The organism is Cohnella thermotolerans DSM 17683, assembly GCF_000429825.1.
Classification (GTDB): domain Bacteria; phylum Bacillota; class Bacilli; order Paenibacillales; family Paenibacillaceae; genus Cohnella; species Cohnella thermotolerans.
Window position 1 is genome coordinate 1 of sequence record NZ_AUCP01000059.1, and the last position, 23,861, is coordinate 23,861.

Here is a 23,861-nt window from a genome sequence, read left to right on the forward strand (position 1 = left end):
AAAAGAAAAAGCCGCAAAGCGGGCTGCATAGCAAAGCGAAAGTAACCTACATTTGTCTTCAATGTCATACAACAGAAGAGATTCCGCTGAATGTCGTTCGGAATTTCGATGCGATGGATGATGGAGATCCAACCGTACCTCCGCAATTCAGCTGCGAAGAATGTGGAGGAGGCATGTACCCGGAATATTACGAGGGAATTCATGGTTACGAGTACAGGATTAGCGATGTAAGAAAATAGCCGGGTATAAGTTTTTCTCCCACACCCGGCCATTTTACACGTATGAACTCAGTTGAACGAACTTAAAAGGACGCCGCCAGGCGTTTTTCTTAGTGGACAAAAACGGTCGGGTTAGCGCCTGCGCCTCTCTTTTTCGGGCTCATCCCTGCTGCTCAGTTGTGCATCCAAATCTGCCGCTGAATAGCTTATCAAGACCAATATTTTGAAAAACTAAAAAAACTGGGACACCGTGATAAGCCTTAAATTGAGCAATAGCGGTTCATTGCCTGAGTTACGGGGATATGCCTTGAAGGTCCAGACAGTTGTATTTGCTGAGCCACCGGGATAAGCCCTCAAATGCGCAACGCGGACAACCGTCTGAGGTAAGGGGATAAGCCTCAAAATGAGGCGCAGGGACCATGAGAGCGGGGGAAAGTTCGCCGGGCGAGGCAAAACGCAAAGAAGCCGTGCCGTTCTCCGCCGGGGAGAGCCGGCACGGCTTCTTTTTGTATGGAGGGGCGGCGTTCAGAGCCGGTGCCGCTCTGGCCCGTTATTCCTCGTTGACGTCGTAAAGCACGCGAGCGAGCAGGCCTTGGGCGTAGTTGCCGAAGCTGCGGCCGTAAATCGTCAAGCCCCGCTTGTTGACGGATTTGTCCGTCACCGCGATTCGGAACGTCAGCTCGCTCTTGTAATCGAGACGGATTTGATCGATCGTCACGTCCGAAATCCGGCATCCGTCGATAAAGCTGCCCTCACGGTTGATGCGAATGAGCTTCAGCATGCCGTATTGGTTTAAATGCGGAGGCCACCAGTCCGGATTGAACGTTCCTCTCGCGTCTCCGAAGTCCCCCGGACTCGTCCAGTAACCGAGCTCGATTCCGTTCATGTAGAAGTAGATGTCCGAAGGGTAGTTGTCGCAATAGCCGGGCGCTTCGGATCCGAGCTCCATCGAAAACTGAATTTCCCGGAACGACTGGTTCGGCTTCAGGTAATTCGGAATCCGGTATTCCAGGAAGCCTTCGGACAGCCAGATAATTTCGGAATCGATCCGCTGCGGGTCGGCAAAGTAACGGGGGTCGTCGAAATCGCCGATAATGCTGTCCTTCGTGGCCAGACCGCAAGTCGGCGAAGCCTGATAATTGCTGTAATGCCCGACCTGCAGCTCGACCTCGTACAAATTTTCCACGTCGTTTTTGTGCAAGTCGATCATGAGCTTGTCTTTATTCAAATAGCAGAGTTTTTGGATGCCGTGCTTGCCGACCGAAGTGTTGATCTCGATCAATCCGCTCTCTTCCAGCTTCTTGATGTGCATCGTGATGGCGCCGTTGCTGAGATTGAGCTTGTTGGCGAGATCGTTCAAATTCAAGGCCTGATTTTTGGAAAGCAGCTCTAAAATTTGAATTCGGATTTCCGAACTAAGCGCCTTAAAAATATCGATCCCGCTCATCAAATCTTTAATATAGATCATAATGAAAGAGCTCCTTAGGTCCGATTTTCGAACGGCAGGGCGTTTAAGCCCCGATAAATTCGGCGGGAAATGGCAATTCCGACGATCGCCTCCTATTTTACTATATATTTTTTTAAAATAAAACAAATATTTTTCCGTGATTTCCGCAATAAAAGCCCTTTTAAGAGCTCATTTATAATTATGTTTAAAAAAACATAAAAAGGTTTAGGATTTATATTTACATCCAACAGAGGCTGTGCTATTTTAGTAATGCAAGCGGATTCATTCATGGTTTTTCAAAATGATTTAATAATCAATGAAGCAGTTATCGTCAGGTTTGCCATTACGGAACGGAAAATTTAAGGAGGATCACGGAATGAAGAAAAAGTGGCTGGTCATTTTATTGGTTCTCTCGATGGTCACATTCCTCTGGGGGTGCGGCAAGTCTTCGTCTTCCGGCGGCAAAAGCTCGGTTCTGGAAGGAGGTGCGAGCGAGAGCGCGACACAGCTTGAATATTGGACGTTCGTCGAGTTACACGGCCAGCACTTCCAGAAGATGCTCGAGAAGTGGAACGCGGCCCATCCGGATAAGCAAATCAAGCTGAAGGTCACCGTCATGCCGTATGACGACATGCACAACAAGCTGTCGATCGCCTTACAGACCGGCCAGGGAGCGCCGGACATAGCGGATATCGAGGTCGGGAAGTTCCCGGACTTCCTGAAAGGAACGCCCCAGCTCGAACCTCTGAACGATGTGATAGAGCCTTATAAAGACACGATCGTCCAATCCCGGCTGAATATGTACAGCAAGGACGGCAACTATTACGGAGCTCCGACTCACGTCGGCGCAGCCCTCGCGTTCTATAACACGGAAATTCTTGAGCAAGCGGGCGTCGATTACACCAAGATCGACACCTGGGATGATTACAAGAAAGCCGGGCAGCAGGTGTACGAGAAGACCGGCAAATATATGGGAACGGCCGATACAAGCGCGCTGTGGCAAGCGTCCATGATGCTGGCCGAGCAAGGAAAAGACTTCACGGACGACGCCGGCAACCCGGTCGTCAATTCGCCGGAGTTGATCAAAGGCCTGACGATTCTGCAGGATTTGCAGAAGAGCAACGTTCTGGCCACCATCGCCGGCGGACAGCCGGATACGGAAGAGGCGTACGGCGAATTCAACAAAGGCAATTACGCGAGCATGATGATGCCGTTCTGGATCATGTCCCGCTTCGTCAACTATATGCCGGATTTGAAGGGCAAAATCGCGATCGCGCCGATCCCGGTCATCGAGAAAGGCCAGCCGAGATCGTACGGAGGCGGCGGCACGGGAACGGTCGTGACGAAAACGGCCAAAAACGTCCAACTGGCCAAAGAGTTCGTCGCGTACGCCAAATTGTCGCTCGACGCCAACATCGAAATCTGGAACACGCTCGGCTTCGATCCGGTCAACATGGAAGTTTGGAGCATGAAGGACGTGACGCACAACCCCGACAACAAGTTCATTCAGTACTTCAAGAACAATCCGTTCGACGTGTTGAACGAAATCAAGGACGGCATCCAGCAAATCAAATCGACGCCGGCTTCGCCTACGATCAACAACGTCCTCGGCACGACGGCACTCAACGAAATTTTCGAAGACGGCAAAGACGTTACGGAAGCGTTGAACGAAGCGCAGAAGCAGATCGAGCAGCAGCTGCAATAACCCATACCGGCAATCATAGGCGTGCGAGCTACCCTGAACAAGGGTAGCTCTATTTCGGAAGACGAGAGGTGAAGCTTGTATGGTTAAACGTTTTCTCTACTCCCAGAAGGTCGCCCCCTACGTGTTCGTCCTGCCGTTCATTCTTGTTTTCCTGCTTTTCTGGGTTTATCCGCTGGGCAGTTCGGTCGGCATGAGCTTTCAGAAAATAACGCTCGGCCAAAGCGCAAGCTGGGTCGGCTTCGCCAACTACGCCAAGCTGATGGGCGACGGGATCTTCCTCAAGGCGGTCATGAACAGCGTCGTCTACATGGTGCTGACGATCGTCATTCTCGTGCCGTTCCCGATGCTGTTCGCCGTTCTGATCAACAGCAAATGGATGTGGGCTCGGGAATTTTTCAAATCCGCCTTCTTCTTGCCGGCTCTGACGTCCGTCGTCGTCGCGGGAACGATCTTCCGGCTGATGTTCGGCGAGATGGACACCTCGCTCATCAACAGCTTTCTTGGACTGTTCGGAATCGAGCCGATCAAGTTCCTGAAAGGGCAGACGACCGGGTTCATCGCGCTGCTCGCGCTGGCCACCTGGAGATGGACCGGCGTCAACATGCTTTACTTTCTATCCGGTCTCAAAAATATTCCCGAAGATTATTACGAAGCCGCTTCGATCGACGGCGCTTCGAGCTTCCAGAAGTTCACCCGCATCACGGTCCCGATGCTGAAGCCGACGACGATCTATGTTATTACGATCAGCATTTACGCCGGCCTGGCGATGTTCATCGAGAGCATGATGCTGTGGAACGGCAACAACTCGCCGAAAAATATCGGCTTGACGATCGTCGGGTACTTGTACCGGCAAGGCATCGAGAAGAGCGACATGGGCTATGCCGCTTCCGTCGGCATCGTGCTGCTCGTCGTCGCGATGGCGATCAACCTGGCGCAACTGGCCTTCACCGGAATGTTCAAGAAGGAGGATTAAGATGAGCCGCAACCTTCCGAAGAAAATCGTCCTCATTGCGTTTTTCGCCGTCGTGTGCGCGATCGTGCTCGTCCCGTTCTACGCGATTGCGCTCGGTTCGTTCAAGCCGGGCAAGGAGCTCGTCCGCAACGGATTGAATTTGAGCTTCGATCTGTCGGTCATGAGCTTTGACAACTTCTCCTTTCTGTTTACGGGCGATCATTCCTATTTCACCTGGTTTTTCAACTCGGTGCTGCTGACGGTGGTGCAGGTCGCCCTGACGCTGTTCGTCAGCTCCTTCGTCGCTTACGGGTTTGCGGCCTACGAGTTTAAAGGGAAAAACTTCCTCTTTATATGCGTGCTGCTCATTATGATGGTGCCTTTTGAAATCCTGCTGCTGCCCTTGTACAAATTGACGTACGACCTCGGCCTGATGAACTCGTACTCCGCGATTATATTGCCTGGACTTGCGAATGCCGCTACCGTCTTCTTCTTCCGGCAATATTTAAGAAGCATCCCGAACGAAATCATAACGGCCGGACGGGTCGACGGGGCGAGCGAATACGGCATTTACTTCCGGCTCATTCTGCCCGTGATGAAGCCGGCGTTCGCGGCCATGGGAATTTTGAACGGCATGAACAGCTGGAACAATCTGCTTTGGCCGTTTATGGTGCTGAGCGACGAGAACAAGTACACGCTTCCGATCGGCTTGAAAACCTTGTTGACGCCTTACGGCAACAACTACGATTTGCTCATTGTCGGATCGTTCTTCTCGATCCTGCCTATTTTCGCCTTGTTTGTGGCGTTCCAGAAATACTTTATCGACGGCATGACGGCCGGCTCCGTCAAAGGTTAAAGACAGAAAAGACGCGGAATGGAGAGAGAAGCTTGAAAACAACCAACTTGAACTTGACGCCGATGATCGAACAACGCGCCGATCCGTGGGTTTACAAGCATACGGACGGGTTCTACTATTTTACCGCGTCCGTTCCCGAGTACGACCGCATCGAAGTTCGGCGCGCTGCGACGCTGGCGGGATTAAGAGACGCCGAGCCCGTCGTCGTCTGGCGGAAGTACGAGAGCGGGCCGCTCAGCGCGAACATCTGGGCTCCGGAAATTCATTCTATCGACGGCAAATGGTACATCTATTTTGCGGCCGCGCGCACGACGGAGACGAAGGACGGCTTGTTTGACCACCGGATGTACGTGCTCGAGAACGAAGCGGCGAATCCGCTGGAGGGCGCGTGGGTGGAGAAGGGGCAAATCCGTACCCGCTGGGAAAGCTTCGCGCTTGACGCGACGACATTCGAGCATCGCGGCGTCCGCTATTTGGTGTGGGCGCAGAAGGACCCGGACATCGAGGGCAACTCGAATCTCTACATTTCGGAGATGGACAATCCCTGGACGCTGCGCGGCCAGCAGGTGATGCTGACGAAGCCCGAATTCGGCTGGGAAACGGTCGGCTTCAAGGTGAACGAAGGAGCGGCGGTGCTCAAGCACGGCGGCAAAATTTACATCGCGTTCTCGGCCAGCGCCACCGACGCCAACTATTGCATGGGCTGCCTGGAAGCGTCCGCGGACGCGAATCTGCTGGACGCGGGGGCCTGGACGAAGACCGCCGAGCCCGTACTGAAGACGAACGAGGACTGGGGGCTGTACGGGCCCGGACACAACAGCTTCACCGAAGCGGACGGGGAGGTCGTGCTCGTCTTCCACGCCCGAACGTACAAAGAGATCGACGGCGACCCGCTGTACGACCCGAACCGGCATACGTTTATGGCCAGGTTGGGCTGGCGTTCGGACGGGAAGCCTGATTTTACCGGGCTTCGGCCGCTATAAAACGGGATCAATCGAGCGCTTCTCCGTGCACGCGGGGGGCGTTTTTTTGTCCTTATGAGAACGTGACGGCGAGGAGCTTGCGGCCGAGCTTGTTCTTGGAGCGTATCGCCGTGTCCCTGGCCGTTCCATCCGGAAAAATTCCCTCTTGAAACGAAAGAGAAGGATGTGTACGATTACTAAAGATCAATAACGACAACTCATATAATTTTGGGAATACGGCCCAATAAGTTTCTACCGGATGACCACTGCAATCATCCGACTATGAGTGAGAGCGAACGCATCAGGAGAATCCGCATCAACGCTTTGACGTCAGACGGGTTCGGGTGCCCCCTTTATGTACCCGCCAAGGATACGAGTTAGCGGAAGGGACAAGCTTCACTTGAGAGACAAGGCTCAAGGAAGGTTGTCCTTTTTTATTTCAAGAAGGAGCGATAGACGAAGATGGAATTATTGAAGGAACGCATTCGCCAGGAAGGTCTCGTTCTGTCGGATACGGTATTGAAAGTCGATTCTTTCCTCAATCATCAGGTGGACACGCAGTTGGCGCTGGCCATCGGGCGGGAGTTCGCGCGGATTTTCGCGGACAAGCCCGTAACCAAAGTGCTGACCATCGAGGCCAGCGGCATCCAGTTTGCGATGGCGACGGGCATTGCGCTTGGGGTACCGTTCGTCTACGCGAAGAAGAAGAAAGCCGTCACGCTGTCCGAGCGGGTCTATTCCGCGCCCGTGCGTTCGTTTACCCGGCAGGAGGAGTATCGGGTTTGCGTCGCGCAGAAGTATTTAGGTCCAAGCGACAACGTGCTGATCGTGGACGATTTCCTCGCCACGGGAGCCGCGCTGGTCGGACTGGTCGATATGGTCCGGGAGTCCGGGGCGGAGCTCGCGGGCGTCGGCTGCGTCGTTGAGAAGAGCTTCCAGGAAGGCCGCAGCCTGCTGGAGCGCAAGGGCGTAAGGGTTCACTCCCTGGCCCGGATCGCCTCCATGTCCCCGGGCGACATACGCTTCGCGGAAAACGATCATCCCATTCACCGAATCGAGGAGCCTGTATAAGATGCTGAGCAAACAAAGAGTCGTTGCCTTAGGATTTCAGCACGTTCTGGCGATGTACGCCGGGGCCGTCGTCGTTCCGCTCATCGTCGGCGGGGCGCTCAAACTGAACGGCGAGCAGATGGCCTACTTGATCGCGGCCGATCTCTTCACCTGCGGGTTGGCCACACTGCTGCAAGTTCTGGGCACCAAGTATTTGGGCAGCAAGCTGCCGGTCGTGCTGGGCTGCACCTTCACGGCGGTCGGTCCGATCATCGCGATCGCGTCGGCGTCGAACCTGGCCACCGTGTACGGGGCCATTATTTTGTCCGGCTTGTTCGTCGTTCTGGCCGCTCCCTTGTACGGCAGGCTGCTCAAGTTCTTCCCGAGGATCGTCACCGGCTCCGTTGTGACGATTATCGGTTTATCCTTGATCCCGGTCGCCATGAACAATGCGGCGGGAGGAGAAGGGAGCGCGGATTTCGGCGAACCCCGCAACCTGCTGCTGGCGCTCGGCACGCTCGTCGTCATCCTGATCGTGAACCGTCTGGGCAAAGGCTTCCTGCGCTCCATCGCCGTTCTCATCGGCCTGGCCGCCGGCACCGCCGCCGGTTACGCGATGGGAATCGTCGACTTCTCGTCCGTAGGGGAAGCGTCGTGGCTTAGCATCGCGCAGCCGTTCTACTTCGGCACGCCTCAGATCGGCGTGACGGCCGTCGTCACGATGATCATCGTCAACATCGTCAGCATGGTGGAGTCGACCGGCGTCTATTTGGCGGTCGGCAAGGCGACGGACCAGCAGGTACGGCCGAAGCAGATCGTGAACGGTTTGCGCTCCGAGGGGCTGGCGATTATGCTGGGCGGGATTTTCAACGCTTTTCCGTACACGGCCTTCTCCCAGAATGTCGGATTGGTCGCGCTCACCCGGGTCAAATCGAGAGACGTCATCTTCGCGGCAGGCGGCATTATGGTCGTTCTCGGCTTGCTGCCCAAGCTGGCGGCCATTACGACGGTTATCCCGACTGCCGTGCTGGGCGGCGCCATGATCGTCATGTTCGGCTCCGTCGCGGCGTCCGGCATTTCGATTCTGTCCGAGGTCGATCTGCGCAAGGACGGCAACATGCTGATCGTCGCGTCTTCCATTGCCGTCGGCCTCGGTTCGGCCGTGCTGCCGGGCATGTTCGAGCATTTGCCCGACTTTGCGAAGATGCTGCTGCAGAACGGCATCGTGACCGGATCGCTGACCGCCGTGCTGCTGAATTTGCTGCAGTCCGGGACGGGCCGATCTTCGTCCGAATCCGGCCCGGCGGAAAACCCGATTCCGACCGAAGCCGTCTGATGGCCGGGCAGCCCGTTCCAACCTGGAAGGTGTACGGATCGCCGTCGATCTAACGACAAAGAAGAGGCTCGCCGCCTCTTCCCCGTCCTCTTTAAGGATGATCTAAATCCGACGTCCGATCCATTCTTCGTACACGCGCGCCAGCGCCGCCAAATCTTCGTCGCCGTAGCCCTTGGCCTGGCCGGCCTGGAACAGGCTCTTGGCGGCTTCCAGCATCGGCGTCGGAACGCCCATGCCGTCGGACAGCACGGACGACAGCTTCAGGTCCTTCAGCATGAGGGAGAGCGCGAACTGGACGGAATAGTCGCCCGCGATCACTTTCTTGCCCTTGAGGTCCGCTTGCTTGCTGGCCGCCCCTCCGCCTTGAACGACGCGCAGGAACGCCTCCATGTCGAGCCCGCCCTTCGCGGCGATGGACATGCCTTCGATCAGCCCGGCGGCGTTGATGCCCACGATCGTGTTGTGGCACAGCTTGGCCGTCGCGCCGCTGCCGCTCTCGCCCATATAGACGATCTCTCTGCCCATGGCGAGGAAAATGTCGCGGTTCGCTTCGACCGTCTCCCGGTCGCCGCCGACCATGAACAGCAGCGTGCCGTCCGTGGCTCCGTCTTTGCTGCCGGTAACGGGAGCGTCGAGGAAGGAAGCGCCCTTCGCCGCAATATCCTTCGCCAGACGGCGGGCGAGGGAGGGCGAGATCGTGCTGCTGTCGATGACGGTCGCGCCCGGCTTCAGCCCGGCCAGGACGCCTTGCTCTCCGTAATAAACTTCTTCCACCGCGCTGTCGTTGCTGATGATCGAGATGACGACATCCGCGCTCCCGGCGGCTTCCCGCGGAGTCGAAGCAGCGGTTGCGCCCGCTTGGAGCAGCCCGTCGGCTTTGCCGGGCGTCCGGTTATAGACGGTAACGGCGTAATGATGGCGGAGGAGATTGGCGGCCATGGGCGAACCCATCGTGCCGAGTCCGATAAAGGCGATAGCGGTCATGTCGTTGTTCTCTCCTTTTGTCCTCTATTCCCCTTATTCTAATGAAAATGAGCGCTTTTTGAAAGCCGAACGCCGCTAACCGGACATCACGGTTTTGTCCGGGCCTCCTTCAAACTTGTGTTGCAATCCATTTTTAAGTATCCTTAAGCTACGGTGTTTCGACACGATTGGTGAAAAATGAAGGGAGCAATAACAAGTGAGTCAAAGCATTCGACTGGACTATTCCAAAGCCCTCAAATTCGTAGGGCAACATGAGATCGACAACCTGGCGCCCGCCGTCAAGCTGGCGCATGAACAGTTACATAACGGAACCGGAGCCGGTTCCGATTATTTGGGTTGGATCAATCTGCCTTTCGATTACGACAAGGAAGAATTCGCCCGCATCCAGCAGGCGGCCAAGAAGATCCAATCCGATTCCGACGCGCTCGTCGTCATCGGCATCGGCGGCTCTTACCTCGGCGCCCGCGCCGCGATCGAGATGCTGTCGCACTCGTTCTACAACACGCTGTCCAAGGAACAGCGCAAGACGCCGCAAATTTTCTTCGCCGGCAACAACATCAGCTCCACCTACATGACCCATCTGCTGCAGGCGCTCGAAGGCAAGGACTGGTCGATCAACGTCATCTCCAAGTCCGGCACGACGACCGAGCCGGCCGTCGCTTTCCGCATTTTCCGCGAGGCGCTGGAGAACAAATACGGCAAGGAAGAAGCCAAGAAGCGCATTTACGCCACGACGGACAAGGCGCGCGGAGCGCTCAAGAAGCTGGCGACCGAGGAAGGCTACGAGACGTTCGTCATTCCGGACGACGTCGGCGGCCGTTATTCCGTGCTGACCGCGGTAGGTCTCCTGCCGATCGCCACGGCGGGCATCGACATCGAAGAGATTATGAAGGGCGCGCAAGAAGCGGCTACCGAGTATAATAACGCCAACGTAAGCGAGAACCCGGCCTATCAGTACGCGGCTATCCGCAACGCGCTGTACCGCAAGGGCAAGACGGTCGAAATTCTCGTCAACTACGAGCCCGGCTTGCACTTCGTGTCCGAATGGTGGAAGCAACTGTACGGGGAGAGCGAAGGCAAGGACTACAAGGGCATTTACCCGGCGTCCGTCGACTTCTCCACCGACCTGCACTCCATGGGGCAGTTCATTCAGGAAGGCAACCGCATCATTTTCGAGACGGTTATCCAAGTCGGCGAAGTGAGCGAACAAATTACGATCAAGAGCGATCCGGACGATCTCGACGGACTGAACTTCCTGGCCGGCAAGACGGTCGATTTCGTCAACAAGAAGGCGTTCGAAGGCACGATTCTCGCGCATACGGACGGCAACGTGCCGAACCTCGTCGTGCACATTCCGGACATGTCCCCGCGCTCGTTCGGCAAGCTCGTTTACTTCTTCGAGATCGCCTGCGGCGTCAGCGGCTATCTGCTCGGCGTTAACCCGTTCGACCAACCGGGCGTCGAAGCGTACAAAGTCAACATGTTCGCGCTGCTCGGCAAGCCGGGCTTCGAAGAGAAGAAGAAGGAGCTGGAAGCGCGCCTCTAATCGGCGTCGTTCCCCGTTCCGACCATCCTGTTGCCGCATCGGCCTCCGGACGCGAAAGTTCGCGTCTCCGGGGGCTTTTTTTCACGATTCCGGGGACGTCGAAGCGTTTTGGTTTAAAGCCGTTCGTGTTAAGATAGTGCAAGCGCCATGCAAAGAGAGGAAGAATGAAGTTGCTGCCCAGATACGCTACGGTAAGACAATACGGAGAGAGCGAGATCGTCAACAAAAAATCGCGGTTCATCGGCCACGCGAAGCCGGTCTCCAGCGAGGAGGAGGCGGTAGCGTTCGTCGAGGAGATCAAGAAGCGGCATTGGAACGCCACGCACAACTGCTCGGCGTACGTGGTCGGGGAGCGGGACGAATTCCAGAAGGCGCTGGACGACGGGGAGCCGAGCGGAACGGCGGGCAAGCCGATTCTGGAAGTGATCAAGCACCGCGGCCTGAAAAACGTGGCGGTCGTCGTCACCCGCTATTTCGGCGGCATTCTGCTCGGCGCGGGCGGGCTCGTCCGCGCTTACACGGACGGCGCCGTTGCGGGAATCGACGCCGCGCAGCCGATCGTCAAAGTGCTGCACAAGGAAATTATCGTAGATGTGGATTATACGTGGTACGGCAAGCTGGAGAACGAGCTGCGCGGCCGCAACGCCCGGGTCGGCGACGTCTCGTTCACCGACCGGGTGCGGATCGTCTGCCTCCCGGAGGTCGCGGAAGCCGAACGCTTCGCTGCGTGGATTACCGATCTGACGCAAGGTCAGGCGGTTCTGGAGACGGGCGAGGAGAAATATTTCATCGAAGGCGAATGAGAGCGGAGGTCCCCTGCTCTAGCCCCGCAAAATTTTCACGAAATACTCCCGGTCCCTCGGACCGTCGAATTCGCAGAAGTAGATGCCTTGCCATCGGCCCAGCAGCAGGCGTCCACCGGTGATAATGACGCTCTGGGACGAGCCGGCGGTGATCGCCTTCAAGTGGGCCGCCGTGTTGCCCTCCGCGTGCCGGTACTTCGGATGCTCCCACGGATAAACCTCGTCGAGCCGCATCAAGACGTCCCGCTTCACGTCGGGATCGGCGTTCTCGTTGATGGCGATGCCCGCCGTCGTATGCGGGCAATAGACGAGCGCGATCCCTTCGTCCGCTCCGGCGCGGGATACGATGGAGGCGACCTGCCTCGTAATGTCGATCATCTCGTCTCTTCTGGACGTGCGGAGCTGTTCGCGGTGCAGCATCGTCATCCCCTCCTTGTCCGTTCGGTCCTCCTTATTATAGCGAACGCTGCCCGGGCGGAACAAATATCCCGGTTTTTTCGAACCGTTCATCACGTTCACGTATAGGCTGTATAAAGAATATTGATAAAAGGGCGTTTTTTCGACTTTTTTGGATTGACGGAGAAGGCGTATTTCTGCTACATTAGCAATACCGACTAATTTAATAGGAATTATATTGATGGCCCAACATCTCCGGGAGGTTCGCATACGTGACCAACATGCTGCAGAGCCGATGGTGGAGCTGGGGTTTCCGCAGCGCCGTGATGCTTTATTTCGCCGTTCTCATCGTGCTTCCGATTCTAGGTATTTACGGCCAATCGTTGTCCGACGGCTGGTCCGCACTCCTCGGCAATTTGACGGAACCGCTCGCTTGGAAGGCCGTTCTGCTCACCTTTAAACTCGCCCTGATCGCCACGGCGGTCAACGCGCTGATCGGCACGTTGGCCGGTTGGGTGCTCATCCGGTACCGGTTCCCGGGCCGGCAGCTGTTAAACAGCATGGTCGATTTGCCTTTCGCGCTTCCGACGGCCGTTGTCGGCCTGATGATCATGCTGCTACTCGGACCCCGCAGCGCAGTCGGCCAATGGGCCGATTCCATGGGGTTCACCATTTTGTTCCACGAGCCGGCGATCGTCGTCGCGATGGTGTTCGTGACGTTCCCGTTCGTCATTCGCGCCGTCCAGCCGCTGCTGGAGGAGATGGACGCTTCCGAGGAAGAAGCCGCCTATACGATGGGAGCTTCGAAGGCGAGGACGTTCTTCCGCGTTATTCTGCCGTCGATGATGCCGGGCATCGTCAGCGGCTCGATGCTCGCCTTCTCCCGGGCGCTGGCGGAGTTCGGCGCGGTCGTGCTCGTCGCCGGCAACATTCCGGGCCGAACGCTCGTCGCGTCGGTTTACATTTTCGGCCAGATCGAGAGCGACAATCCCGCCGGAGCCGCGGCCGTATCCGTGCTGCTGCTCACCTTCTCGTTCGTCATTTTGTGGCTCGTCAGCTACGTGCAAGCGCGGAGGACGGGACGATGATGAGAAGACTATGGATCGCTTTGACGTTTGTCGTATTCGCCCTGCTGCTCGGGGCGCCGGTCGTCCGCATCGCGGCGGGAGCCTGGGACGACGGCTGGAGCGGCTTCGCAGGCGGCATTGCGAGGCCCGAGGCGCTGCATGCGCTTCTGATGACGGGAATCATCGTCGTCATCGTCACGCTCGTCAATACGCTGTTCGGCGTCATGCTGGCGCTCTATCTGGTGCGGGCCAATTGGCTCGGACCGCAGCTCAAGCGCATTTTGAACAGCGTGGTCGATCTACCGTTCGCCGTCTCGCCCGTTATCGGCGGGCTGATGATCGTCCTGCTGCTCGGGCCGGATACGGTCATCGGCTCGCTGCTGAACAAAGCCGGCGTCGACATCGTCTATGCGCTGCCGGGCATGGTCATCGCGACGCTGTTCGTGACGTTCCCGCTCGTCATTCGCGAAGTGATGCCGGTGCTGCAGGAGATCGGCAGCCAGCAGGAGGAAGCGGCGCAACTGCTCGGCGCGTATCCGTGGACGATTTTCTGGCGGGTGACGTGGCCGTCGATCCGCTGGAGCGTCGTCTACGGCGTCGTGCTGACGGTGGCCAGGACGCTTGGGGAGTTCGGGGCCGTGCTCGTCGTGTCGGGCAACATTTTGTTCAAGACGCAGACGGCGACCACGCTCGTTTATCAGGATGTCGAGAACTTCAACTTGACGGCCGCCAACGCGGTGGCCCTCGTCCTCGCCGCCTGTTCCGTCGTGTTGCTGCTGTTCATGGAATGGGCCAAGTCCCGCAAGGAGCGTTAAGGCCAACAACGATCACGATCCGATAAGGGGTGCGTAACATGCATGTTGAGGTGCGCGGCTTAAACAAGAAGTTCGGAGAATTTCACGCGGTGAAGGACGTCGAATTTACGATCGAGACAGGGCAGCTTATCGGCCTGCTCGGACCGAGCGGCGGCGGCAAAACGTCCATTTTGCGCATGCTCGCCGGACTGGAGACGCCGGATACGGGCGATATCGTGTTCCATGGGAAGCGCGTGAACGACTTGCCGCCGCAGGAGCGGGGAATCGGGTTCGTGTTCCAGAACTACGCGTTGTTCAAACATATGACGGTTACGGAAAATATTTCGTTCGGCCTGGAAGTGAAGAAGTGGCCGAAAGCCAAAATCAGGGAGCGGGTCGCGGAGCTGGTGGAGCTGACGGGGTTGTCCGGCTTCGAGAAGCGGTATCCGCACCAGCTGTCCGGCGGCCAGCGGCAGCGCGTCGCCTTCGCCCGGGCGCTCGCGCCCGAGCCGCAGCTGCTGCTGCTCGACGAGCCGTTCGCCGCCATCGACGCGAAAATTCGCCACGAGCTGCGCTCCTGGCTCCGCGAGATGATCGACCGCCTCGGCATTACGTCGATCTTCGTCACGCACGATCAGGACGAGGCGATCGAAGTGGCGGACCAGATTATGATCATCAACCAGGGCCGCCTGGAGCAGAAGGGCACTCCCTGGGAAATATACAAGGATCCGAAGACGCCTTTCGTCGCCTCGTTCATCGGGGAATCGACGGTCATCGAAGACATCGGCAAGCTGCGCGGCTTTGCGGATGCGGCGGCGATGCCGGGCACGAAAGGGCTCATTCGTCCGGAATACGTCGAAGTGGGCAAGGCGAACGAGTTCACCTTGCTGTCGGCGACCGAGACGGGCACCGTCAGCCATATCCACTTCCGCGGAAGCGAATGGCTCGTCGAGATCAAGATCGGCGATATCAAGCTGGTCACCTACCGTTCGCTGGAGAAGCCGGTGCTGCACCCGGGCGAAGAAGTGCACGTTCTCGTGCATCGCGCTTATCTGTTCAACGACAACGACAGCTGGGTGACGGAAAACAAGCTGAAGGTGGATCCGCTGCCCGTCCATATTTGATTTTGCGGGCAGAGAGACCGGGGCGGTTCTGTCGGAGAACCGTCCCTTGCGCATGAGAAGCGGGAGCCTGCGTAGGCACCAGGGAGGCAAGTGAATGTATCCGGATAACCGACAACAGGTCAAACGATGGAGAACCGGCCGAACCGGATGGCTCCTCGGGTGGCTCACTCTGGCGGTTTTCGTCGCGGGCTGCGGCGCGAACGGGAACGCGGCGGCGCCGGGCGGAGCGTCCGCATCCGCATCGGCGGCGGGAAGCGGCGGCAGCGTCACGCTCGTCATCGGAGCGTATTCGGTCGCCAAGGATGCGCTGCAGGAGATATTGCCCGCGTTCCGCGCGGAATGGAAAGCGAAAACCGGCCAGGACGTGAAGTTTCAGGAATCGTACGAAGCGTCCGGCACGCAAGCCCGGGCGATCGCGGGCGGCTTCGAAGCCGATGTCGCCGTTCTGTCCATGGAAGGCGACATCGACAAGGTCAAGCAAGCCGGGCTCATCCGCGGCGACTGGAAAGCGGGCGACGACGGCGGCATGGTGACGAGGTCGATCGTCGTGATGGGGACCCGGCCGGGGAATCCGCTGGGGATCCGGGAATTTGACGATTTGGCCAAGCCCGGGGTCAAAGTGCTGTATCCGAATCCGCAGACTTCCGGAGGGGCGCAGTGGGACATCAACGCGATCTACGGCGCGGGGCTCAAGGAGGCGGAGGAGCGGGAAGGCAAGAAGGACGAGGCGGCGGCGAAAGCGTTCCTCGCTTCCGTTCACCGCAACGTCGAGTCGATGGATAAGAGCGGCCGGGCGTCGATGGCCGCCTTCGAATACGGCGTAGGCGACGTGATCGTCACCTACGAGAACGAATTGCTCGCCCGGATCGCGCAGGGCGTCAAATACGACGTCGTCACGCCAAGCCGGACGATTCTCATCGAGAATCCGGCGGCCGTAGTCGACGTGAACGCGGATAAGCACGGCGTTCGCGAAGCGGCGGACGCGTTCGTGGCGTATCTCCACGGCGAGAAGGCGCAGACGATTTTCGCGGAGCACGGCTTCCGGCCGGTGAAAGCCGATGTCGCCGCGAAATACGCAGCCGATTTTCCCCAGCCGAAGGAACTGTTCGATATCGGATATCTCGGAGGATGGGACGAGGTGCGCCAAAAGCTGTATTCCGATAGAGGCGTCTGGTACCAGGTGCTGGCCGGACAATAAGAGCAAGAACGAAGAGGCTGCAAAGCCTCTTTTTTAGTTAGATCCCGCCGTTCGCCTCGATTAGCCTTCGGCGGCTTCCTTCAGCCAGACGGAGACGGACAATTCGTTGTCGCCCACGACGAGTCCGGTTCGGATGGGAGTGAAGGGCTTGTCCTGCAGGTATACGGTCCGGACCAGGCGAAGCAGGAACAGCAACTGCTCCACGTCGGGGCAATCGTACTCGGTCGCCGGACCGTTCGGCTTGTGCCAGACGACTCGCATCGTTATTTCTCCTCCTCGGAGCCCTTCTTGCGGCTTCTGTATTCCAGCACGAACGAGGCGATGACGCACGGAACGAATATGATCCACAGCCAGATGGACAGATGTCCCATGAGTTCACTCCTTTCAAAGGCGGAAGCGGGGTTCTCTTTCTTTTGAAGAATCTTCAATTGACTCCATTGTAACTTGAAAATAATCCCTTTTTCAACAAGAATATTGAATAATCGGCAACAAATCTGTTGGAATAACGGCTAATCTTTTATACTGATTAGTTGAGAGGTGAGGCCGATGTCGTTCGGCTCGCGTTTAAAGCAAGCGCGCAACGGGAAGCATTTGACGCAGAATCAAGTCGCGGCCAAGCTGGGACTCGACTTCACGACCATCTCCAAATACGAGAACGACAAGTCTCAGCCGGACAATGAAATTCTTCGGGAGCTGGCCGGCATCTACGAGGTCTCCCTGGACTGGCTGCTGACGGGGGACCGGCCGCAGAAGGACAAAGAGCAGCCCGAGTCGCCGAACCGGCTGTGCATCGGCGGCGAGTGCGAGGATTTGACGGACGAGGAAGCGAAGCACCTGTTGGACAGCCTGGAGATGTTTCGCCTGCTGAAGGCCAAGCGGGAGAGGGAACAGAGGCGAAGCGAACAAATTTTGCCGCGACGAACGGAATAAGGGCACCTGTTTTCCCATGCGAATGGGCGGACAGGTGTTTCTTATTTCTGAAAGGGTTAAAAAAGACGAGCCGTTCGAACTGTTCATACGTATGAGGTATAATAAAGTATCTAGCCTAGCTCAGGAGGTTCCCCATTTGCCGAAACCAAGCAGCATCAAAACCGCTCAAATTGTGTTAGTCTTGAAGCTCGCCCTTGTGTTGTTCATGCTGGTGTTAGCCTTGCTGCTGCTTGTCATTCCGGACAGCTTTTCCAGCGGCTGGAGCAGCTACAGGAGCAAAACGATCGATACCATGTTCGGGTTGGCCCCGCAGGAATATAAAGCCGGACATTTCGGCATCGTGGCGATCAACCTCGCGCCTTCGATCATTCTGATTGCGCTTACGCTGTTCTTCATCCATCGGCGCAAACGGATGGCGTCGATCATTCTGGCGCTGCTCGCTTTATGGTTCTCCTCCAACAACGTCATTCAGTTGGTGCTGTCGTTCGCCGTCGTCGTCTTGTTGTTTACCCGGTCGAGCCGATCCTATTTCGCAGCGGGGGCCGATGCGCCAGGCGCGGAAGTGCCGGCCGAAGCGGAGCGGCAGGAGGAGACGGAGCCGACCGCCGAACCGGAGAGCGAGAAGGAGACGGCTTCGGAAGACGCGGAAGGCGAGCGTTCCGGGACGAAGCCTGAGGCCGCCGCAGCGGCGAGGCGGAAGCCGAGCGCCGATCCGGTCGTCGAAATCCGGGAGGCGGACGCCGGAGATGCGGAAGTCGTGCACGCCCTCATGATGGAGGCGTTCGAGGAATACCGCGCGGCGGTTCCCCCTTCGAGCGCGCTGGACGAGACGGTCGAATCCGTTCGCGCGGCGCTCGAGTCGGGGAGCGAATCGGCGGCGATTTTGTATGAGGACGGCATCCCCGGCGCCATGGTGCGCTTCCGATACGACGAAGACGCCATTTATTTCTTCCGGCTGTCGGTTCTTCCGGCGCGGCGGAAAAGGGGCTATGCCCGCCAATTGGTCCAATGGATCGAGCAGCGCGGCCGGAGCAAGGGGCTGGCCATCAGCCGCTGCCGGGTAAGGCAGTCCGTCCACCGGAATCTCATCCTCTATGAGAATATGGGCTACGAGATCAAGGATCAGGAGCTGATCGTCCGCCCCGGAGGAACCGTCAAGACGCTGACGCTGGAGAAAAACCTGGGCCCGTATTAGGAAATGGGCATCCCCGTTTAGCGGACCGTCATCCCATTATCCCCAGGGTTCAGGGAGGAACGGGCTGGTTTCCGGAGGTCATCCCATTATCCCTTGGGCTCAGATACGGTTTGTGTTCGGAGGCCTCCCATTATCCCATCGGCTCAGACACGGCTTGCTTCTCGGGAAGTCATCCCATTATCCCCTTGGCTAAGGCGGGCCTGCTCATCGGGAGGTTGTCCCACTATCCCCGGCGTTCAGGTTTCTGCCCGTTCTGAACGAACGGGATAATGGGACGGCTGGCGGAAAGACGATGGATGACCGCGAGTGGCGCGGCGACAGACAGACGAAGGTCGGGGGCGCTTTCTCCGTCCGGAGCGGCGTTTTTCGTTCTGAACACCGCCGCCAACATTGCTGAGATGGAAAAGAGCCGCACCCGCGTGCGGCTCTTTTCCATGATTAGGCGTTCAGCACGAACTTCTCCAGAACGTGGGCCACTCCGTCGTCATTGTTGCTCAATGTGACGTAATCGGCGATCTCCCGCAGCGCCGGAACCGCGTTGGCCATCGCTACGCCAAGGCCGGCCGCTTCGATCATCTCCCGGTCGTTCCAGGCGTCGCCGATGGCGATCGTCTCCTCCATCGGGATGCCGAAATGGCCGGCCAGGAAGCGTAAAGCGTGCCCCTTCGTTCCTTCGGGATGAAGAAACTCGAGGTAGTTCGCTTTCGACTTGGTCATGTGCACCCCGTCTCCGAGCAGAGGGCGAAGGACGGGGATGAGGTCGTCCAGCTTTTGCGGATCGTCGATGATGACGAGCTTCGTGTGGCGGCCTTCCGGCAGCCGGTCGAGATCCGGCTCAATCTTGTAAGGAATGCCGGATTGCTTGGCGTACCCGATCAGTTTCTCGCCCCCGTCGAAGGAGTACAGCTGATCGTCGATGTAGGTTTGCAGGTGGAGACCGTGCTCGCGCGTATAATCGTACAAGATGCGAACCGTCTCCATCGGCACCGAACGTTCGTAGAGCACCTGCTCGTCAAGCAGGTTGCGGACCAGCGAGCCTTGGTACGTGATGATCGGCACGTTCAGTCCGACCTGCTTCGCGATCCGCTGGGCCGAAGCGAACATGCGGCCGGTTGCAATCGTAAGCCGTACGCCTTGCGCCAACGCACGGGCCATCGCTTCGCGCGTTTTGTCGCTTACGGTCAACTCGTCGGTCAACAGCGTGTCGTCCAAGTCCATGGCAATAAAACGATACTTCGTCATCGTGCGGTTTCTCTCTCCTTTGACTCCTATCGGAGCTAGGCTATTCTCCGATTGTATCCCAACGGCGGCGCTGCCGACAACCCGTTCGCTTCTGCGGTAACTGCGCCAAGAGGCGTTCATGCCGCATGCGGTTGACTGCCGTCATGCGGCGCCACACCGCTCGCCGGTCGCTGCGGGTCCCGTGAGAAGGCTTATTCCGTCGTTCCGCCGGGCGCATGATCGGCCAGCCATTGCCGGATGACGGTGAACACGGCGGCCCGTCCCGCCTCGTTGTGCAACTCGTGCCGGTAGCCCGGCCATTCGACGAAGGTGCACAGGCTTCCCGCGGCTTCGGCGAACAGGCGGCTGGCCGCGATAGAGGTCACTTTGTCGTCGTCTCCGTGCATGAGGAGCAACGGAACGCGCAACCGATCCGCATGCCGGATCGCCCAAATTCCCGACCGCCGGACGCCGAAGAAAAATTTCGCCGTAATATGCCCGTGTCCGAGCGGGTCTTCCGACAGCCGGCGAATCATCTCCGGATCGGAGGTGAGACGCTCGGCGGCAAGGGGACGATGATTGGAGTATTGCGGATATACGCGTTCGAGCAGCCGGCCGATTAGGACCTGGGCTTGCGGGGGATCGAACGCCAGCTTGAGCCACGGCCCTGTGACGATGGCGCCGGCGATGTCCGGCTGCCGCCGCAGCAAATAATTGAGCGTCACGTTGCCGCCCATGCTATGGCCGAACAGAAAGATCGGCGCCCCCGGGTAACGGGTGCGCGCCTCTCTCACCAGCCGGTCCGGCCCTTCCAGCAGCGCCTCATAGCTCGGCACGTGACCGCGGCGTCCTGGCGTCTTGCCGTGCCCGTATTGATCGAATGCGGCGACGGCATATCATTCTTCCGTTAGCATTTTCGCTACGTGCTCGTAACGTCCGGCATGCTCGCCCATCCCGTGCACGATTCCAACGAAGCCCCGCGCCTCGCTCCGCAGCTCCGGCAGCCATTCGCAGGCGTACATTCGGGTTCCGTCCGCGAGCGGCCATTCCCATTCCCGATCCGCCATTCAATGTCCTCCTTCCGGTTTTTCGCGCACTTTCTTCCTTTGTAGCCCAATTTCGGATCAAAAGCAATCTTCTTGGCAAGCAACATTTTTCGTATGTTCTCCGTTTCTTTAAACAGACGGCACAAATAACAAGAGCCGAACCAGGAAGGGGAACACAAACGATGAGATTCACACGGTCCCAAAAAACGGCGCTCGCCTTGACCTCCGCCGCCATGCTGGCGGCGCTGCTCGCGGGCTGCGCTTCCGACAACAGCGGCGGAGCTTCGAGTCCGTCCGCTCCCGCTTCGCCGACGGCGAGCGCACCGGCGCAGGCCGAGACGGCTTCCGCGTCGCCATCGCCGGGCGAGGACAACGGCGCCGCGCTGCTGGCCGACTTCAAAGCCAAGGTTCAAGCCGGCGCCGCCGCTTCGGAGCTGGGCAAGCTGCTGGACGATTCCATCCCGCAAGTGAAGCCGGAGATCGCGGATGAGATGATCCGGGAGCTGCTCGCCTACTACGATGCCCGTCTCCAGGATGTCGAGAAGACGTTCGAGGCGGACGCCGTGCAGCAAAACCTGCAGTCGCTGAAATGGCCGTTCACGGACGACCAGACGGCGGGCATCAAGGACGAGACGGCCCGCAAGGCGATCGAGGAAGCGGTCGCCGGCGGCTACAAGCTGGAGACGGCGGAAGGGTTCGTTTTCCCGGTCGTCGATTACGGCAAGCTGAAGCGGTTCGACGCCCATCTCTCCGCCGAGATGAAGGACTATATCGCGCTGCTGGCGATGGAATCCGACGCCAAAACCGCGGCTGACGGCGGACTCGTCATTACGTGGGATGAGCTGGCCAATCGCGCGCTCGCGGCCGAAAAATACGTCAAAGATTATCCCGAATCGAAGGAGCGCCAAGAGGCTGCCAAACGTTACTTGCAATACATGTGGGATTTGCTGATCGGGCTTGACAATACGCCGGTTTTCGAATTCGAGACGTTCAAGATCGATCCCAAAGTGAAAGCCGAGTACGAGAAAGTCGTCGCGGAGCATCCGGACACGGTTACGGCCCAGATGGCACAGCAATTCCTCGACGTATTGAAGAAGACGGGCGGCGCCGTATTCAAGAAGGGCAAGGACGGACAGCAGGTCGACATTCCGGAGGTCAAGGCGTTCCGGGACGGCATGCAGGCGAAAATTTTGGAACGGCTCGGCGTAGCCAATCCGAATAAATAATCGCCAAAATCGTACAGCAACAAAGCCCCCATTGCCGCGCGAAATGATTTACAATGGTAGACAGAAAACGTTTTACATCATCCATTTCATTCGCGCGGAGGGATAGGCTTTGACTAAATTGGTTTTTCCGCAAGATTTCGTTTGGGGTACGGCCACCGCGTCCTATCAGATCGAAGGCGCTTATCAGGAAGACGGTCGGGGACTGTCCATTTGGGACACGTTCTCGCATACGCCGGGCAAAGTCGTTAACAACGACAACGGCGACGTCGCCTGCGACAGCTACCACCGTTATGAAGAAGACGTAGCGCTGTTGAAAAAGCTCGGCGTCAAGGCGTACCGCTTCTCGATCGCTTGGCCCCGAATTTTCCCGCAAGGAACGGGGGAAGTGAACGAGAAAGGGCTGGACTACTACCACCGCGTCATCGACGCTCTGCTGGAGGCCGGCATCGAGCCTTGCGTGACGCTCTACCACTGGGATTTGCCGCAAGCGCTGCAGGACAAGGGCGGTTGGGCGAACCGCGAGACGATCGACGCTTTCGTGAATTACGCGGAAGTGGCGTTCAAGGCGTATGGCGGCAAAGTGAAGCAATGGATCACGTTTAACGAGACGTGGTGCATCTCCTTCCTGTCCAACTACATCGGCGCCCATGCGCCGGGCAACACCGACCTGCAATTGGCTGTTACCGTCGCCCACAACTGCATGGTCGCGCATGGCGAAGCGGTCAAGAAATTCCGCTCGCTCGGCATCCAGGGCCAAATCGGCACGACCCACAACCTGTACTGGTTCGAGCCGTATTCCACCAAGCCGGAGGACGTCGCGGCCGCTCGCCGTCAGCGTGCTTACAACAACGAATGGTTTATGGATCCGACCTTCAAAGGCTCCTACCCGCAATTCATGGTCGACTGGTTCCGCGAGAAGGGCGTCACCGTGCCGATCCAGCCGGGCGACCTGGAGACGATATCGCAGCCGATCGACTTCATCGGCGTGAACTTCTACAGCGGCGGCTTCGGGCGCTACAAGAAGGGAGAAGGCCTGTTCGACTGCGAAGAAGTGCAAATCGGCTTCGACAAGACGTATATGAATTGGAACGTCTATCCGGACGGGTTGTACAAAGTTCTCTCCTGGGTCAAAGAAGCTTACGGCGACATTCCGATCTATATTACGGAGAACGGGGCTTGCTACGAAGACGAGCTGACCGCCGACGGCCGCGTTCACGACGCGAAGCGCGTCGATTACTACAAGAAGCACTTCATCCAATGCCATCGGCTGATCGAATCCGGCGTGCCGCTCAAGGGCTACTTCGCCTGGTCGCTGCTGGACAACTTCGAATGGGCGGAAGGGTACAACAAACGCTTCGGCATCGTCTACACGAACTACGAGACGCTGGAGCGTTATCCGAAGGACAGCTTTTACTTCATCCAGCAAGTCATCAAGGACGGCGGGCTGGAAGTGTAAGACGGCTTTTTGGGTCCGGGAGGCCCGGCATAGGGGTTCGGCGAGGCGCTGCTTCGCCGGGCCTTTTTTACGTTTTATCTCGCCGTTCAAGGACACCTATGCGTCGTTGCCCATCCTGCCGGATAGATTGGTCCGAAGCTACGCATACTGCGTACACGGCGCTAGCAAGACAAGACATCATGAGGATGGGAAACATGGCCATTATTTGCGATTACTGTGAGCAGGAGTCCGACTCGGCGCATACCGTAACGAAATACGACGAGGAAGGCAAAGAGAAAGGCCTTGAGCTTTTATGCGGGCTGTGCTACGCAGAGTGGCTTCAATCCATTAAAGGGTAGGTGACACCGGG

At 57.9% G+C, this 23,861-nt stretch carries 22 protein-coding genes, 1 pseudogene and 1 riboswitch; of the genes and pseudogenes, 17 read left to right on the forward strand and 6 right to left on the reverse strand.

Features of this window, described 5'->3' with window-relative positions; translation table 11 throughout:
- The coding region (locus tag G485_RS30640) for a hypothetical protein (RefSeq protein WP_205620147.1) at nt 1-239 on the forward strand (239 nt) is incomplete at its 5' end.
- Nucleotides 240-768: 529 nt separating this feature from the next.
- On the opposite strand, the gene G485_RS0112510 is transcribed toward G485_RS30640, so the two are convergent.
- On the reverse strand, nt 769-1,686 hold the full coding sequence (locus G485_RS0112510) for an ArsR/SmtB family transcription factor (protein ID WP_027092845.1): 918 nt from the start codon (nt 1,684-1,686) through the stop codon (nt 769-771).
- A gap of 355 nt (nt 1,687-2,041) precedes the next feature.
- Here G485_RS0112510 and G485_RS0112515 point away from each other — a divergent pair, with 355 nt between their 5' ends.
- From G485_RS0112515 to G485_RS0112540, 6 genes are all read left to right on the forward strand, one after another.
- A complete protein-coding gene (locus G485_RS0112515) occupies nt 2,042-3,370 on the forward strand; it encodes an ABC transporter substrate-binding protein (protein WP_027092846.1) in 1,329 nt (442 codons plus the stop codon).
- Nucleotides 3,371-3,449: 79 nt separating this feature from the next.
- Nucleotides 3,450-4,343 (forward strand): carbohydrate ABC transporter permease, encoded by an 894-nt coding sequence (locus tag G485_RS0112520; RefSeq protein WP_027092847.1) that lies wholly within the window; start codon nt 3,450-3,452, stop codon nt 4,341-4,343.
- A gap of 1 nt (nt 4,344) precedes the next feature.
- Nucleotides 4,345-5,178 (forward strand): carbohydrate ABC transporter permease, encoded by an 834-nt coding sequence (locus G485_RS0112525; protein WP_027092848.1) that lies wholly within the window; start codon nt 4,345-4,347, stop codon nt 5,176-5,178.
- A 62-nt stretch (nt 5,179-5,240) separates the two neighbouring features.
- Nucleotides 5,241-6,161, forward strand: a complete 921-nt coding sequence (locus G485_RS0112530) for a glycoside hydrolase family 43 protein (RefSeq protein ID WP_035156010.1) — start codon at nt 5,241-5,243, stop codon at nt 6,159-6,161.
- Between the two features lie 177 nt (nt 6,162-6,338).
- A riboswitch (purine riboswitch) is annotated at nt 6,339-6,443 on the forward strand.
- 159 nt (nt 6,444-6,602) lie between these two features.
- Complete coding sequence (locus G485_RS0112535) at nt 6,603-7,211, forward strand: xanthine phosphoribosyltransferase (RefSeq protein ID WP_027092850.1); 609 nt, start codon at nt 6,603-6,605, stop codon at nt 7,209-7,211.
- 1 nt (nt 7,212) lies between these two features.
- Nucleotides 7,213-8,526, forward strand: coding sequence for a nucleobase:cation symporter-2 family protein (locus G485_RS0112540; protein ID WP_027092851.1), 1,314 nt, complete (start codon nt 7,213-7,215; stop codon nt 8,524-8,526).
- Between the two features lie 102 nt (nt 8,527-8,628).
- Here the strand turns inward: G485_RS0112540 and G485_RS0112545 are convergent, their stop codons facing one another.
- A complete protein-coding gene (locus G485_RS0112545) occupies nt 8,629-9,510 on the reverse strand; it encodes an NAD(P)-dependent oxidoreductase (protein ID WP_027092852.1) in 882 nt (293 codons plus the stop codon).
- 196 nt (nt 9,511-9,706) lie between these two features.
- Here G485_RS0112545 and G485_RS0112550 point away from each other — a divergent pair, with 196 nt between their 5' ends.
- Entirely contained in the window at nt 9,707-11,056 is a 1,350-nt protein-coding gene (locus tag G485_RS0112550) for a glucose-6-phosphate isomerase (protein WP_027092853.1), read from the forward strand.
- 170 nt (nt 11,057-11,226) lie between these two features.
- The gene (locus G485_RS0112555; protein ID WP_027092854.1) at nt 11,227-11,859 is read left to right on the forward strand and encodes a YigZ family protein; all 633 of its coding nucleotides are present in this window, start codon (nt 11,227-11,229) and stop codon (nt 11,857-11,859) included.
- Nucleotides 11,860-11,877: 18 nt separating this feature from the next.
- Here the strand turns inward: G485_RS0112555 and G485_RS0112560 are convergent, their stop codons facing one another.
- Nucleotides 11,878-12,279, reverse strand: a complete 402-nt coding sequence (locus G485_RS0112560; protein WP_027092855.1) for a secondary thiamine-phosphate synthase enzyme YjbQ — start codon at nt 12,277-12,279, stop codon at nt 11,878-11,880.
- Nucleotides 12,280-12,536: 257 nt separating this feature from the next.
- Between G485_RS0112560 and cysT the strand changes: the two genes are divergently transcribed.
- The 4 genes from cysT to G485_RS0112580 all read left to right on the forward strand — a co-directional run bounded on the left by cysT (nt 12,537) and on the right by G485_RS0112580 (nt 16,438).
- On the forward strand, nt 12,537-13,343 hold the full coding sequence (gene cysT / locus G485_RS0112565) for a sulfate ABC transporter permease subunit CysT (protein WP_420805773.1): 807 nt from the start codon (nt 12,537-12,539) through the stop codon (nt 13,341-13,343).
- A complete protein-coding gene (locus G485_RS0112570; protein WP_027092857.1) occupies nt 13,343-14,137 on the forward strand; it encodes a sulfate ABC transporter permease subunit in 795 nt (264 codons plus the stop codon). Before cysT ends, G485_RS0112570 begins: the two co-directional genes overlap by 1 nt.
- Before the next feature lie 38 nt (nt 14,138-14,175).
- Entirely contained in the window at nt 14,176-15,240 is a 1,065-nt protein-coding gene (locus tag G485_RS0112575) for a sulfate/molybdate ABC transporter ATP-binding protein (protein WP_027092858.1), read from the forward strand.
- 94 nt (nt 15,241-15,334) lie between these two features.
- Nucleotides 15,335-16,438: a sulfate ABC transporter substrate-binding protein gene (locus G485_RS0112580; protein WP_027092859.1), complete on the forward strand. Its 1,104-nt coding sequence runs from the start codon at nt 15,335-15,337 to the stop codon at nt 16,436-16,438.
- 60 nt (nt 16,439-16,498) lie between these two features.
- On the opposite strand, the gene G485_RS0112585 is transcribed toward G485_RS0112580, so the two are convergent.
- A complete protein-coding gene (locus G485_RS0112585; RefSeq protein ID WP_027092860.1) occupies nt 16,499-16,699 on the reverse strand; it encodes a hypothetical protein in 201 nt (66 codons plus the stop codon).
- Nucleotides 16,700-16,984: 285 nt separating this feature from the next.
- Here G485_RS0112585 and G485_RS28395 point away from each other — a divergent pair, with 285 nt between their 5' ends.
- Nucleotides 16,985-17,368 carry a helix-turn-helix domain-containing protein gene (locus G485_RS28395; protein WP_051318234.1) on the forward strand — a complete coding sequence of 128 codons (384 nt, stop codon included), beginning with the start codon at nt 16,985-16,987 and terminating at the stop codon, nt 17,366-17,368.
- Nucleotides 17,369-17,504: 136 nt separating this feature from the next.
- Entirely contained in the window at nt 17,505-18,563 is a 1,059-nt protein-coding gene (locus G485_RS30955) for a GNAT family N-acetyltransferase (protein ID WP_051318235.1), read from the forward strand.
- Nucleotides 18,564-19,001: 438 nt separating this feature from the next.
- On the opposite strand, the gene G485_RS0112605 is transcribed toward G485_RS30955, so the two are convergent.
- On the reverse strand, nt 19,002-19,805 hold the full coding sequence (locus tag G485_RS0112605; RefSeq protein WP_027092862.1) for a Cof-type HAD-IIB family hydrolase: 804 nt from the start codon (nt 19,803-19,805) through the stop codon (nt 19,002-19,004).
- A 191-nt stretch (nt 19,806-19,996) separates the two neighbouring features.
- Nucleotides 19,997-20,851 (reverse strand): annotated as a pseudogene (locus G485_RS26275) (lysophospholipase).
- Between the two features lie 161 nt (nt 20,852-21,012).
- Between G485_RS26275 and G485_RS0112615 the strand changes: the two are divergent.
- Both G485_RS0112615 and G485_RS0112620 read left to right on the forward strand, forming a co-directional pair.
- Nucleotides 21,013-22,056 (forward strand): hypothetical protein, encoded by a 1,044-nt coding sequence (locus G485_RS0112615; protein ID WP_027092863.1) that lies wholly within the window; start codon nt 21,013-21,015, stop codon nt 22,054-22,056.
- A 109-nt stretch (nt 22,057-22,165) separates the two neighbouring features.
- The gene (locus G485_RS0112620; RefSeq protein ID WP_027092864.1) at nt 22,166-23,512 is read left to right on the forward strand and encodes a GH1 family beta-glucosidase; all 1,347 of its coding nucleotides are present in this window, start codon (nt 22,166-22,168) and stop codon (nt 23,510-23,512) included.
- Nucleotides 23,513-23,861 lie beyond the last annotated feature (349 nt).